The sequence below is a fragment of the Methanoculleus sp. 10 genome, assembly GCF_913757945.1.
Classification (GTDB): domain Archaea; phylum Halobacteriota; class Methanomicrobia; order Methanomicrobiales; family Methanoculleaceae; genus Methanoculleus.
The window spans coordinates 46418-60002 of the sequence record NZ_CAJYDP010000003.1 but is presented as its reverse complement, the minus strand read 5'-3'; the positions used below and the strand labels follow the sequence as shown (position 1 = coordinate 60002).

Below are 13585 nucleotides of genomic sequence, written 5' to 3'. Positions count from 1 at the left end.
GCGAACCCATGCGAAAGAACTCCCGGCGGGCCGTGAGGGTCGCTCTCGCCGGACTGCTCGTATTCGTCGTCTGCCTGGGAGTTCTCGTTTTCACGCACTCTGCAGGGGCCCGGGACGATACTCGATTGCCGCCGGACGGAAACCCATCGTTGCTGGCGAATGATAATCAATCCCCGCTATCCGGGCGGTCATGGCATCTTACCTCCTATTGGACGGAGGAAGGAGAGGTCCCCGTCATCGAGAAAACGGACCCAATCATCGCGTTCACCGACGCCGGGCGGGTCAGCGGCACCTCCGGGTGCAACATCTTCTTCGGCGGCCATGACCTCTCCGGCAGCACGCTCAGGATCCACGACATAGAATCGACAAAGATGACCTCGACCCCTGAGGTGCTCGACCAAGAGAAAGCGTTCTTCACACTGCTCCAGAAAACGAGAGCCTACACAATAGACGGAGACTGCCTCCGGTTGTTCGATGCATCCGGAAGGGAGATCCTCTCCTTCACCAGTCAGACACAACCGCTCCAAGGAAAAGCGTGGTATCTTTGGTCCCCGCGGAACGATACGGGAGGGGCCGTTCAGGACCCCGGTACCGACCAGATTTCATTGCAGTTTCTGGGTGAAAGCCAGTTCCGGGGGACCGCCGCGGGCACCGATTACTGCGGGACATATGAAGCGTCCGGGGATACCATTCGGTTCGGGCCGGCGGAGGGATGGGTCGAACTGCCCGAATGGTACTCCTCGCTCCTGAAACAGGCGCACGGTTACCGGATAATCGGGGCTCAACTCGACATCATGAACGAGAACGGTCACTCCATCATGTCGTTTACCCGGATGCCCCCTTCACTGGTCTCGGTCGATTGGTATCTGCAACAGCACCGGGCGGCGGATGGACCCGGCCTCCTGACACCGGAGGGGACGTACGACCTGATACTGTTTATGCCGGACGGTATGATCACCGGAATCATCCACGGAATTCAGTTATTTGCGCAGTACGATGCAGACGACTCATCGATATCATTCGGCCCCGTCGCCATGCTTATTGCGGAAGATGATGATCCCGGAAAGGCGAGCGAATCACGGGAGATGATCGAGTCGATGTTCGGAGAAGCGAGAACGTATTGGGTCTGGAACGGCACGCTGGAACTCTCTTCCGGTGACGGGAAACCCCTGGTGACGATGGCGAACACGCCTGCGCTATAAGCGGGATGCCGCCCCGGGACCCCGGCGACCCTATGATTTTGGGCGGTACAGGAATCGGGAGCAGAATACATCAACAAAGGTGAATGGAAATAGGACGATCCTATTTCAGCGAGATTGGGTGAAAAGCATAGAGGAGATCATGAAGTCGAAAGTCAACAGACGTTTGATCATCGTGGCGGTTCTTGCGTTCATCGGCGTCATCCTCCTCGTTGCGACGGTCGTGCTCACGTGCACTGCTCTCTTCACCTGGCTCGAAGCAAGCGGTGGATCCCCGAGATTGAACGTCTGGGAGGTCAGGGGAGAACGGCCGGAGAATGCATCGATCATCCACCTGACCGAGAAAGACTTCGAGCAGAACCCGGCGCTCGACTCTGCGATCCGGGGCGACAACCGCGATCCCGGGAGCTGGTATCAGGGGGACACACCGTACGGTGTCCTCGACAAGCGAACGATCGGGAGTGCTCCGGTGACGTATGTGGAACGGGGAGTACTTATCGAGTCGTTCGGTCCCGATGTCGAGGCGAGAAGCCAACCGTACCTCGAATACGAGGGTGCGTATTACTACTTTCTCACCCTGATACCCTAAGACCGGGTCAAAACAGGTGCTATCGGAATGGAAGAAGATAAGAATCCGAAATCAAGGAACCAGCTCAAAACGGCAGGAATCGTTCTCGCCTGCGGTCTTGCCGTCGCCGTCGCCGTCGTCCTCGGCTTCATGCTCGCCGACGCCCTCATCGTCTATGCTTACGAGAGTTCAGGCGGGCAGCCGATGCTCTACGTCATGGAGAGAGCGGAGCCGGGAGAGAGCATGGTCGTTCCCCTGACCGAGCAGGACTTCGAACGGCATCCGGCGCTCGACGCAGTCATCCGGGGCGGCGAGCGCAACCCGTCGGCGTGGGAGTGGGGCTACCGGGACCAGCGTGTCATCGGGGGAACTAAGGTCTCGTACCGGGAGAGCAAGGCGCTCCACGATGCCTACGGTCCCCAGGGGGAGAGGGGGCTGTACCCGCTCATGGAGTACGAGGGTGCGTACTACGTGGTCCTGACGACATGGCCCTGAAGGGGAGTCCCCGTCGCCCGTGCTCGATATGCATCGCCTCTTTCCACGGGGGAGGCAAGTCGGAGGGAGTGAACTGAACCACGACATCAGTCTGGGCGTCACCGCCTGGCCTCGGGCCACCCTATCCAGCTATTATCCGGCCTTAGAGGCCGACTGCGGGAAAATCCCGGGAGGTATCATCCTCCCCCTCAGCGAAGAAAAGGTTTGGGTTTTTCTGTTCCGAACCGATTCTCCGGAGATCGGGTGAGTGCATCCTTTCGGGCACATCCCCCGGCGGGGACGGGGGCACACTGCCGTGCGATCGCCCCACAATGAGAAGGTTTAAGATGAATTCGGAAAAAACCGAACGATGGCTGCTGATTTTATATGTTCTAACGACCCAGAATTGGATTGGATGCCGCGTGCGGTGCCCGCTCGTGTGCGGGGGCTGCTCACCCCCTGGTCTGACGCCCGGATGACGCGCCCCGCATGCCCGGAGGCAAAGGAAACGTAGGCGTTCTGTGCACTTAGATGTGTGATTCTTCAATGGATTCAAGAGACGATGCCTGGATGACGTTTGATGAGGTAAAGAGCGAGGTGGATGCACAGAGGCCTTTTGTTCTCAGCCTGTGGGGCGGCGGCATGCCTATAGGAGGAGATAGGCCTTATGGTGATCACAGCGTTGCCTGTGTAGGTTATCACGACTATACGGAGGACTGGGTGCCCATACATGACACATGGGATACTCAGATCCATAACGTAGTCTATGGTAACTGGTGTGGGGTGCCATGGCGACCTGGGTGAGGCCCTGACCCCCTCTTTATGGTGGTAGATCCAGATGAAATCCCTGAAAACCGACAGAACCAGCAAATTCGCATTTATTCTCCTCCTGATCGCTATCGGTGCTTTCGGTATCCTCCTGCTCATTGACCTCCTCGCCATCGGTCCCGGATATCCTCCCCCTGAGGCCCTGCAGAAATGGTATATCCCGCAGCCCCGGTATGAGTATGCGGAAAACGGCTCTGTCGCCGTAAATAGAACGATCGATGGGAATGTTGTCCTGCTCGGCGATATCGAAGACGGGTGTCCATCCTTGTTCCCGGTCCTCTCACGGCACTGCAGCTATGCAATGTATGCCGACACCGTGTCGGGTGATCGGTATCTGGTCGTCAACTGGTACTTCGATGATAAGGCAGACCTCTTACAGGCTGAGATGGACCTCTGCAGCCACCTCCGAGCATCTGGGAATGTCTCTTCCGCTGAGCTGTTCCTCTCCAAAGAACCTGATTTATCACAGGGGGAACCGATCTTTAGTCCTGTTGCCGTAACAAAATTCGATAACGAAACGTCTTTTGGTTATTTCACCGTTGTTGAGAAGCCGCTGTCCCCGAAACACGACGATTACTTCGTTGTTTACTATGGGGTGGTCGGGCCGGCCATTCTCCCTGATCACACCGCTACCCTGGAGAATCTTATGCTCCGGAGTTATTCGCTTCATGGTGCAAGGCCGCTCGCACCCTGCTCGGCACAGGAAGCGGCAACAGGGTCTACGCATTCCGTGTGCGAAGGTATCCCTCTCCTGCCCCGGGCAGCGAAATCTCCCGGGAGAGTAAATGGATGGTCTTAAAATGCCACGAAAGATTGGTGCACTCGTCTGTCTCGCTTTCGCGATCATAGTCGGGTGCGCATGGGTTCTTGGTCCGGGGCAGGCTCCGGAAATCCCTCTTCCCGCCGGGGCGGGCGCAGGCGAAACTATGTTCTCTCTCACCGCTGAGTTCCCGGAGGTGCGGGACTCGTACACGCTCTACCGGGTCGTCCCTGCCGCCATCACAGAAGAGCAGGTCCGGGAGGTTGCGGAGCGGTTCGGGCTCTCGGGGGAACCAGGGGCAATGAACAAAAAGACCGGCGAGTTCCTCCTCATCGATGCCTCGAAGGACCCGGAGGAGCAGGTATCGGTGTATGCACATTCCGGCGCCGTGGCCTACCACATCCCTGACCTGGAACTGCCGACCGAGGTGACCCGGCAGCCGGACCTCCCGACGGATGCGGAGGCAGAGAAGATTGCGCTTGCGTTCCTGGCAAAGACCGGCATGCAGTCGCCGGACGCCCGGGTCGTGGCGGTTGGGGCGGGCCAGAAGCAGGAGGTCTGGAAGGCGGGCGGGAGCGAGCCGGAGGTGTCGTACGATGTGACGAAAGCGGTCCGGTTCGGCCGGTCGCTTGACGGGCTGCCGGTCTACGGCGATGAATTTGCGGTGATCCTGGGTGACGGCGGCAAGGTCGTCGGGCTCGTGAAGACCTGGCGTGAGGCGACGCCGGACGGGAATGTCAGCCTCCGATCCCCCGGGGAGGCATATGAGGATCTCCTTGCAGCAAGGACTGTCCGCCCTCACGTGGGTGGGGAGTATGATCAGATCACGATTGAGAATGTCGCGATCGGTTACTGGATGGAGCCGATGGGTATCGTCCAGGATCTGGTCCGGCCGGTGTACGCGTTTTCCGGAACCGCGATCCGGGGCGGTGCTCCTGAACCGTATGTCGAATACGTCTTTGCCGACGCAGGGGGGTGATTCGGGAGATGATGAAGAGCATCAAAGTGCGGCTGCCTGGTCTGCTGCTGGCATCAGTGCTCATCGGGACGTTCTTTGTCCCGGTGGTTTCCACCGCCGCTTCGGCACCCTCTGCCGGCGCCGAGAACACAAACTGGCTTGATACCATCGACGGCTGGGCCGAGCCCCGGGATATGTCGATGTACAACAAACCGATAGTTACGAAAGAACCGGTGCGCCCGGACCCCGAAGACCTGGCCAGGCACCCTGGCATGATCCTGCTCGGGGAGAACGTGACGTTCCCCGAACGTGGATCTGTGACGATATCGGGCCTGCCGTCCGGCCCTACGGCGCAGGTGGTCGTGACCGATCCTGCGTACTTCAGCCCGGTCCCGTCGACCGGCGAGGTGAACCTCACAAACCTCCCGCCTCTCCGGAACTACGACCTCGTGACCGCCGACCCGGGGGCGTTCATCGCCGACGCGGGTTCGGGGAGCCCGGTGACGCTCCGCCTCCGTGGTCAAGAATTCATGCTCGACCTTGAACCGGTGCCGGGCCCTGTTGCCGAAGGCGCCCGGGCTTTTGTGAAGAACGAGTCGGGGACGTTCGCCGCCTCCCTCCCTCATGTATGGCGCTTTGAGGGGACGGTCGCCGGGGAGCCCGGGAGTTCCGCCGCGTTCACGGTCGGCGACGACGTGATTCTCGGGACGATCCGGTACGGCACGACGTCGGTCGTCATCGCCCAGGCCGGGACCGTCGGTATCGACGGGGAGCAGAAGGTCGTGCACGTCGTCTACGACGAGCGGGACGTCATCCCGAAATTCCAGCCCCTGGCGACCGATCGCTATGTGCCGCCGGACGGGACCGGGGGTTCTCCGGACGTTGCCGGAAACCGGATTGCAAGCCTCGCAAAGAGCCTGATCGACGCTATGAGGCCGGGCAGGGCCTGATGACCGAAGGGTCGCTGCTGCAGGGGTACCGGCCGGCCCCCGGGTAGCCGGATCAGCTGAGGACGAGGCTCCCGGTCTCCGCGCCCCTTCTGTCCCCCTCGCTGCAGGAGATGGTCCAGTGGTAGGTGCCCGGCCCCTCCGGCTCCAGCCAGAACCTGATCTCCCCTCGCCGGGAATCGTTGAGGACCGGCACATCAAAGAAGTGGCGTTCACACTTCTGGCCGCCGGGGCCGTCCGCCCGGAACTCCGCCGTCTGCAGGAATACATCCGCAGTGTCCCGGTAGTCGCACCCCACCACGATATCGTAGATCTCACCGGGAGTGTAGTTGTAGGTGTAGGTGCGGGCCGACGCGGAGCAGGTAACCCCGCCGGTCTCATCGACCCGCAGGAGCCCGCCGTCGAGGTCAACCATCCCGTACTGCTGGAGGAAGAAATCGGTCCGGTCGGTCCCGAGGACCGAGCCGTCGGCTCCGTAGGCCACGGCTGTGAAGGAGTGCGGCCCCCGGACCGGGATCACCGCCTGGCCGTTATTGAGATCCCGGATCAGGACCCCATCGAAGTAACCGTCGACCCGGACAACCTTTTCCGGGCGGTCGAGGTGGTAGGAGAGCGGGACGGCCGCAAAGGTGAGGTGGATTGGAGGATCTTCGCCAGGGTCAGCTCCCCAGGGGATGGTGACGGCGCTCCCCGATACCGTCGGCGGCACGATCTCTACCCCCTCCCCCATGACCGTCGCAACCGCTTTCGCCCCGGTGGGGCCGTAGGTGGCTGCCTGCACAACGTGCGGACCTTTCGGGAGGGTGACCGACCCCGACGGGAGCACCCCGAGGCTGGTGCCGTCGACGATCACCTCGATCGGTGCGTCATTCAGAGTTGTGAAGATGACTGTCCCGTTCTCGACCGAAAGGTCGATTCCCGGCCCGTCACCGCCCGCGTCAAGCCCCACAACCGTCCCGGCGACAATCTCAGCACACTCTGCGGCAAGGGTGTAGTTGAGCCTCTCCGGCCGGTCGTCGGGGGTATGGATGATTGCATGACTGTCGCGCTCGTAGAGCCGGATCGTCGGTATCCCGGCGGCACGGAAGGCATGTTCGTCCCCCCGTGCAGCGTCAAGCAGCCGGGCCGGCGTCTCCTTGATGCACGCCGACGGCGGGAGCGCGTCAAGGATCCACCGGTGCTGGGGGAGCACCGTGGCCAGCAGACGGTCCCCGGATGCCACGCAGTCGAGGTTGATCGCGACGACGATCCGGTCGTGGAGGTCCGGGTTGTCGGCGAGCCACCGCCTGCTCCCGTCAAGCCCGGTCTCCTCGCCGCCGAAGGCGATGAAATAGACCGTCTGATTCAGGGGGGTGGCGTTGAGGATCCGGGCGACCTCAAGCATTGTCGCCACGCCCGCAGCGTTGTCGTCGGCACCGGGCGTCTCCGGGCCGGCGGTGTCGTAGTGCGCAGAGACGACGACGATCCGGTCGGTCGCCCCCTCCCTGACGCCGATGATGTTTGAGGAGAGGGCAAGCGGCGGGTCGAAGTAACAGTTGGCATACGCAAACCTCGCGGTGTTGACCGAGAGCCCGCGCTCTTCCATCGCGGTGGTGATATAGGCCGCGGCCGCCGTCCGCTCTTCCGACCCCAACGCCCGCTCGAACGTGCAGAGGTCGCGGGTCATCTCCTCGATCCTCGCGGGTTCGGCCGTGAGGTCGTCGAGGGCGGCCGTCGGCGCGATCCCGGCGAGCACTACCAGGAGCACGGCGGCGACCCCTGGTACTGATGGTTGTCTCATAGTTTTCTCTCGCTCTCGGCGGGCCTCCTGATTGGAGAGTTTGTTGTCGCGCTATAAGTGATTTCTGTGTCAAGAATCAACTCTTCGGGCCTCTGGGGATGCAGGCGATAGCGAATACCTTTTTGATGCAGGATCGGTATAAGGCCCGGGGAACCCCTCCCCGTGCGGATGCCGGAGCCGGCCGGCGGCATCCCGGGCCGGTCGGTCTACGAGATGATGGGAAGCCTCTCTGTGGGCGAGGTGACGCGGGTCGTGGCATCAGCGATCGGGTGGCTTCGCTCCGCCGCTTTCTCACCCTCTTCCCGTAGCGCCTCCGTCAGGCGTCCCCTCAGGGCCCCGATGGCCTTCTCGCTCATCCCGTCGACGATGCCCGTGCATTTCACCAGAAATCGAGGGGCGGCCCGGATAAGTTCGTCGCAGAAGAGGTCGGGAATCTCCCGCGAGACGTAGTACTGGGCATCGACCCGTGCTCCCCTTGCCTTTTCCACGAGTATCGCCTCGGCAGGAGTGAAATAATCGGAGAGAAGCCGTTCCATGAGCAGGATGGTGCAGGAATGGTTCTCGCACCGTATCCCGATCCGCGTGAGGACCGCGTAGAGGGAGAAGTACATCGCGTAGTATGCGGTCGTTATCCTCCAGTCGTGAGCGGGGAATCGTCTGCATCGTCTCAAGGGCCTCTTCGGCCTTCTTCAGGTATGCCGACGCCAGGGTCTCATTCGGGGCGGTGAGGGAGATGCCGTTTCTGATCCGGCCGCACCATACAAGCTGGTCCATCATCCCACCGCCTTCTCGACGAAGTGTTCGGTGCCTTTGATCAGCACATGGTTCCGGAGCACTTCCTGGAGAAAAGGGTCCGTATGGAGGTCCCGGTCAAAGATCTTCAGCGGGTAGACGGTGAGGTGAATCTTGAGACCATAGATCTTCCCGATCCTCTCAATTTCCTCCCCCCGGCATTCGCCGGCAACGAAAAGGTCGAGATCGGACTCCTCGTCTGCGGTCCCCTCTGCGTGGCTCCCGAAGACTGCACCGCTTCCCTCGATATGGGGGACGATCCGGTTGAGAACTCCGGCGAGGAAGGGTTCCTCCTCCCGGAGGCAGATCCTCCGGTAGACCTCTGCAAGGATGCAGAAGTCCCGTGCGTGTTCGCCCCGGCGCAGGGAGAACAACCGTGTCCTGCCCCTGGTGACGGAGCGGAGGACCTGCTTTGCCTCAAGGTATTCAAGGGCCGTCTGGGCCGTTCCGCGGCTGATCGGAAGGCACCTGGAGACCTCCCGGATGTACATCTCGCGATCGTAGCCCCGGGTGAAGAGGGAGAGAACCCTGAGATGGTCCTCCCGGATGTCCAATCTTTTAGACATATGTCCAGAATATTGGACGATCCCCTACATCAGGATTCCGGTTGGGGGCGGTCTCGATCCCTGCCGCCGGCGCGATCCCGGCGAACACCACCAGGAGCACGGCGGTGACCGTCCGTATCGAGAGTTGCTGCATGATTCTCTCCCGGGTACCCTGATTGGAGGGTTCGTCGTCGCGCTATAAGCGATCTCCGGTCCCCCGGCCAGCACATGCCGGCAACATCGCCGTGACCGCCCCCTGCACGTTGAATAACAACCCTTAAGAGGAATCTTACGAGAGATACTATTCAAATGCTCGATCAGTTCAAGGGCTGTCTCCTCGGGGCCGCCATCGGCGACGCCCTCGGCATGGCGCGGGAGAGCACCCCGCCGGACTTCCAGCGCCTCCACGAGGGATACCGCCGGGCCTGGCGGGGGCACCCGAACGCCGGGTTGAAACCCGGGCAGTTCACCGACGACACCCAGATGATGCTCCTTGTCGCCGGGATGCTCGTCGACGGCACCTACTCGGAGGAGGGGTACGCGGCCGCCCTCGCCCGGATGTACATGAAGGAGGAGCTCCGGTTCCCCGACGGCGCCGTGGACGCCGCGTGCCGGCGCCTCCTCCTCTCGGGCGAAAAGCTGGGCGGCGTCGCCTCCAACACCGCCGGCTGCGTCAGCATCGCCATCCCGTTCGCGCTCGCCTACGGCGACCCGGTCGACGTGACCGAACGGGTGGTCCAGGCCTGCAGCGTCACCCATACCCACCCGGCGGCGCACGCGGGAGCCGTCACCGTCGCGATGCTCGTCCACTACGCCGTCCGCGGCCGATCTGATGCGCTCACGCTCGCCGAGAAGCACGCGGGCCTCGAAGACGTCGCCCTCGGCAACAAGATCCGCGATGCCGTCCGGCTCGCAAACGAGGGGATCAGCCTTGAGAGCGCGTTATCGGTGATCGGGAACGACGTGACCGTCTACCAGACCGTTCCTCTCGCGTTCTTCCTGATCTACCGGATCAGGGAGGCGAGGAGTCTTCTCACCGTCGCCGCGCACGTCGGGGGAAACACCGACACCATCGCGCTCATCTGCGGCGCCTACATAGGCGCGGTCTACGGAAAAACCGCGCTGCCAGGGGATCTCCTCGAAGGACTCGAGTGCCGGGACGAGATCGAGTCGATGGCGGCCCGGCTCTACGAACGATACACCACAAAGCCTTAAGATTCTGTAAAAGACACATCTTCCTTATGGAAATTGCGATTATCGGTGCATCCGGATACACCGGCGGCGAGTTGATGCGGCTCCTGCTGAATCACCCGTCCGCAGACGTCGTCGCTGCGACGTCCCGGAAGCTGGACGGCACCCCCGTCGCCTCAGTCCACCCCCACCTCCGGGGACTGACCGATCTCGTCTTCCGGAACACCGAAGCCGGCGATATCGATGCCGACTTCGTCTTCCTCGCCGTACCGCACACCGCGGCGATGAAGGTTGCCGGGACGCTTGTAGAGCGGGGGATCAGGACCGTCGACCTCTCGGCCGACTACCGGCTCGCACAGGATGTCTACGAGAAGACCTACGGCGTGGACCACGAGGCCTACTTCAAGGCCCCCTACGGCCTGACCGAACTCCACCGTGACGAGGTCAGGGGCGCTGCCTTTGTCGCAAACCCGGGTTGCTTCCCGACCGGGGCGACGCTCGCGGCAGCTCCGCTCGCAAAATACGCCCACATCATCATCTACGACTCAAAGACCGGTGTCTCAGGGGCCGGGAACACCCCCTCCGCGACCACCCACTACCCGAACGTCGGCGACAACTTCAGCGCCTACAAGTGGACGACCCACCGCCACCTTGCGGAGATGAAGCAGGAGGCAGCCCGGCTCGGCTCAACCGCCCGGTGCTACTTCACGCCGCACCTCCTCCCGGTGAACCGGGGCATCCTCACGACGGCCCACATCCTCATCCGCGAGCCGATGGAACAGAAGGAGGTCGAGGCGCTCTACCGGAAGTTCTACGAGGACGAGTTCTTCGTCCGCTACCAGAAACCGACCCTTGCCGCCGTGCGGGGGACGAACTTCTGCGATGTGGCGGTGGAGAGCGAGGGCGACCGTGTCGTCGCGGTCTCGGCGATCGACAACCTGGTCAAGGGCGCAAGCGGCCAGGCCATCCAGAACATGAACCTGATGTGCGGGTTTGCGGAAGATGCCGGTCTCCGCTTCGCCGGGATGCTCCCCTGAGGTGGCGGCGGTGCAGGTCAGGGAGATCATGACCCCGGACCCCGTGACCGTCCGGGTCGATTCACCGGTCCGTGAGGCGGCAGGGCTGCTCCGGAAGTACCACATCGGCGGACTTCCCGTCATGGACGGGGACCGGGTGGCGGGAATCGTCACCGAAACCGACATCATATCGCTCCTCGATACCGGCGACCTCTCAAGCGACCTCTGGCTCCCGTCGCCGCTTGAGGTGATCGAGATCCCGGTCAGGGAGTTCATCAACTGGGAGAAGACGAAGCGGGCGCTCACCGATATCGGCGACATGGAGGTGCGGCGGGTGATGAGCAGCCCGGTCGTCACGATCGACGAGGAGTCGGATATCGCCGATGCGGCATCCCTGATGCTCCGTGAGAGGATCGCACGCCTCCCGGTGCTCCGCGAGGGAAGGCTGGTCGGGATCGTCACCCGGGCTGATATCGTCCGCGGTATCGGGGAGCCCACCGGGGAGGAGGAAGAGGCATGAAGAGTATCTGCGCAGTGAAAGGCGTCAGTGCCTGGGGAATCAAGGAAGGAAAATTCGGGCTTGCCCTGATCCGGGCAAGCGGGACGGCAGCGGGGGTCTTCACCTCGAACAAGGTGCGGGCGGCCCCGGTCGAGGTGATGATGGACCGGATGCGCAGGGGAACGCTCGACGCCGTCGTCGTGAACAGCGGGTGCGCGAACGCCTACACCGGCGAACGGGGATACCGCGACGCACTTGAGATGTGCTCTATCGCGGCCGCTCCGCTCGGGCTTGACCCCGCCGCGGTCGGCGTCGCGAGCACCGGGGTGATCGGGCGCTACCTCGACCTTCCCCTCATCCGGGACCAGTGCGAGCGGGTAGCACCGCTCCTCGCCCGGAGCGGCGACGCCGAGGCCGCGGCGGCCCGGGCGATCATGACGACCGACACCTTCCCGAAACACGCCCTTGTCGAGGCGGAATCGTTTGCCGTCGGCGGGATCACCAAGGGCAGCGGGATGATCGCCCCGAACATGGGAACGATGCTTGCGTTCATCTACACCGATGCGGAGGTCGAGGCCCCGGTCCTCCAGGATATCCTCCGCGAGGCGGCCCGGCGGTCCTTCAACCGGGTCGTGGTCGACGGGGATACGAGCACAAACGACGTGGCCCTCTGCACCGCGACCGGCGCCGCAGGCCGGGTGGACCGCGAAGAACTTGCGCGAGCCATCGAAACGGTCTGCCGCAGCCTCGCGGTCCAGATCGCCCGCGACGGCGAAGGGGCGACGAAACTCCTCGAGGTCACGGTCCGCGGCGCCGCCGACGAGGACGAGGCCGCCGCCGTTGCACGGACGATCGTCGCGTCCCCGCTCGTCAAGACCGCCATCTACGGCGAGGACCCAAACTGGGGCCGGGTTGTCGCTGCAGCGGGGAGAGCCGGCGCGGAGTTCGACCCTTATGCGGTCTCCCTCTGGGTCGGGGGGGTGCCGCTTGTCATCCGCGGCGAGATCGTCGCCGATCTTGCGAAGGCGAAGATTGCAATGCACGGCGATACCGTCGCGTTCGACCTCGACCTTGCGGCGGGCGAAGGGAAGGCGACGGCGTGGGGATGTGACCTCACCGAGAGATACGTAGAGATCAACGGGAAGTATACGACATGAAACGAGAAGACGTGCTGATGGAGGCACTCCCCTATATCCAGAAGTTCCACGGGAAGACGATCGTGATCAAACTCGGCGGCCATGCTATGGTCGACCAGAACATCCTGGAGACGGTGATCCGGGATGCCGTCCTCCTCCGCTACGTGGGGATGAAGGTCGTCCTGGTGCACGGCGGCGGCCCCGAGATCACCGCAAAGATGCGGGCGATGGGCAAGGAACCCAAGTTCGTCGGGGGCTTACGGATCACCGACCCCGAGACCCTGGAGATCGCACAGATGGTCCTCGTCGGCAAGATCAACGACGGGATCGTCTCCCTCATCGCGAACTGCGGCACCCGGGCGGTCGGGATCTCCGGCAACGACGGCAACCTCCTCATCGCCCGGAAGATGGAGCCCCAGCGGGTGAAGGTGGGGGAGGTCGTGGAGGAGGTGGACCTCGGCCGGGTCGGCGAGATCGAGGAGGTCGACCCCGAGGTGCTCCACTGCCTCCTTGCCCAGGGCTACATCCCCGTGGTGGCCCCGATAGCGATCGACCGACAGGGCGGGAGCCTGAACATCAACGCCGATACCGCGGCCGCCGAGATCGCGATCGCTCTCCACGCATTCAAGTTGATCAACCTCACAGACGTGGACGGGGTGATGAACGTCGACCGGACCCGGGTCTACCACCGCCTCGCCCTCTCCGAGGCCGAGGCGATGATCGAAGACGGGACGATCGCCGGGGGGATGATCCCGAAACTCGAAGGGTGCATGAAGGCGGTCAGGAACGGTGTCGTGAGCGCCCACGTCGTGAACGGCAACCGGGAGCACAACCTGCTCCTCGAGCTCTTCACCGACGAGGGCGTCGGGACGATGATCACCCTTTGATCTTT

At 62.8% G+C, this 13585-nt stretch carries 16 protein-coding genes; 12 read left to right on the top strand and 4 right to left on the bottom strand.

What is annotated here, in order from left to right; genetic code table 11:
* The first annotated feature begins 8 nt into the window (after positions 1-8).
* From QZ408_RS03740 to QZ408_RS03710, 7 genes are all read left to right on the top strand, one after another.
* Positions 9-1202 carry an META domain-containing protein gene (locus tag QZ408_RS03740; RefSeq protein WP_292489859.1) on the top strand — a complete coding sequence of 398 codons (1194 nt, stop codon included), beginning with the start codon at positions 9-11 and terminating at the stop codon, positions 1200-1202.
* 139 nt (positions 1203-1341) lie between these two features.
* The gene (locus QZ408_RS03735) at positions 1342-1788 is read left to right on the top strand and encodes a hypothetical protein (protein WP_292489858.1); all 447 of its coding nucleotides are present in this window, start codon (positions 1342-1344) and stop codon (positions 1786-1788) included.
* 27 nt (positions 1789-1815) lie between these two features.
* Positions 1816-2262, top strand: a complete 447-nt coding sequence (locus QZ408_RS03730; protein WP_292489857.1) for a hypothetical protein — start codon at positions 1816-1818, stop codon at positions 2260-2262.
* A 525-nt stretch (positions 2263-2787) separates the two neighbouring features.
* Entirely contained in the window at positions 2788-3045 is a 258-nt protein-coding gene (locus QZ408_RS03725) for a C39 family peptidase (RefSeq protein ID WP_292489856.1), read from the top strand.
* Between the two features lie 34 nt (positions 3046-3079).
* Complete coding sequence (locus QZ408_RS03720) at positions 3080-3868, top strand: hypothetical protein (RefSeq protein WP_292489855.1); 789 nt, start codon at positions 3080-3082, stop codon at positions 3866-3868.
* Positions 3869-4025: 157 nt separating this feature from the next.
* A complete protein-coding gene (locus tag QZ408_RS03715; RefSeq protein ID WP_292489854.1) occupies positions 4026-4808 on the top strand; it encodes a calcium-dependent protein kinase in 783 nt (260 codons plus the stop codon).
* An 8-nt stretch (positions 4809-4816) separates the two neighbouring features.
* Entirely contained in the window at positions 4817-5737 is a 921-nt protein-coding gene (locus QZ408_RS03710; RefSeq protein WP_292489853.1) for a reprolysin family propeptide-containing metallopeptidase, read from the top strand.
* Positions 5738-5789: 52 nt separating this feature from the next.
* Here QZ408_RS03710 and QZ408_RS03705 read toward each other — a convergent pair whose 3' ends face one another.
* From QZ408_RS03705 to QZ408_RS03690, 4 genes are all read right to left on the bottom strand, one after another.
* A complete protein-coding gene (locus QZ408_RS03705; protein WP_292489852.1) occupies positions 5790-7514 on the bottom strand; it encodes a M28 family metallopeptidase in 1725 nt (574 codons plus the stop codon).
* 206 nt (positions 7515-7720) lie between these two features.
* The gene (locus tag QZ408_RS03700; protein ID WP_292489851.1) at positions 7721-8185 is read right to left on the bottom strand and encodes a hypothetical protein; all 465 of its coding nucleotides are present in this window, start codon (positions 8183-8185) and stop codon (positions 7721-7723) included.
* A 102-nt stretch (positions 8186-8287) separates the two neighbouring features.
* Positions 8288-8872: a nucleotidyltransferase domain-containing protein gene (locus QZ408_RS03695; protein ID WP_292489849.1), complete on the bottom strand. Its 585-nt coding sequence runs from the start codon at positions 8870-8872 to the stop codon at positions 8288-8290.
* The gene (locus QZ408_RS03690) at positions 8865-9005 is read right to left on the bottom strand and encodes a hypothetical protein (RefSeq protein ID WP_292489847.1); all 141 of its coding nucleotides are present in this window, start codon (positions 9003-9005) and stop codon (positions 8865-8867) included. The genes QZ408_RS03695 and QZ408_RS03690 overlap by 8 nt, the downstream gene beginning before the upstream one ends.
* Positions 9006-9160: 155 nt before the next feature.
* Here QZ408_RS03690 and QZ408_RS03685 point away from each other — a divergent pair, with 155 nt between their 5' ends.
* From QZ408_RS03685 to argB, 5 genes are read left to right on the top strand one after another with little or no spacing between them, the layout of a single operon-like run.
* Positions 9161-10066 (top strand): ADP-ribosylglycohydrolase family protein, encoded by a 906-nt coding sequence (locus tag QZ408_RS03685; RefSeq protein ID WP_292489846.1) that lies wholly within the window; start codon positions 9161-9163, stop codon positions 10064-10066.
* A 26-nt stretch (positions 10067-10092) separates the two neighbouring features.
* A complete protein-coding gene (argC, locus tag QZ408_RS03680) occupies positions 10093-11079 on the top strand; it encodes an N-acetyl-gamma-glutamyl-phosphate reductase (RefSeq protein ID WP_292489845.1) in 987 nt (328 codons plus the stop codon).
* A 10-nt stretch (positions 11080-11089) separates the two neighbouring features.
* Positions 11090-11578 carry a CBS domain-containing protein gene (locus QZ408_RS03675; protein WP_292490154.1) on the top strand — a complete coding sequence of 163 codons (489 nt, stop codon included), beginning with the start codon at positions 11090-11092 and terminating at the stop codon, positions 11576-11578.
* A complete protein-coding gene (gene argJ, locus QZ408_RS03670; protein WP_292489844.1) occupies positions 11575-12714 on the top strand; it encodes a bifunctional glutamate N-acetyltransferase/amino-acid acetyltransferase ArgJ in 1140 nt (379 codons plus the stop codon). Before QZ408_RS03675 ends, argJ begins: the two co-directional genes overlap by 4 nt.
* Positions 12711-13580, top strand: a complete 870-nt coding sequence (argB, locus tag QZ408_RS03665; RefSeq protein ID WP_292489843.1) for an acetylglutamate kinase — start codon at positions 12711-12713, stop codon at positions 13578-13580. The genes argJ and argB overlap by 4 nt, the downstream gene beginning before the upstream one ends.
* The last annotated feature ends 5 nt before the right edge of the window (positions 13581-13585 follow it).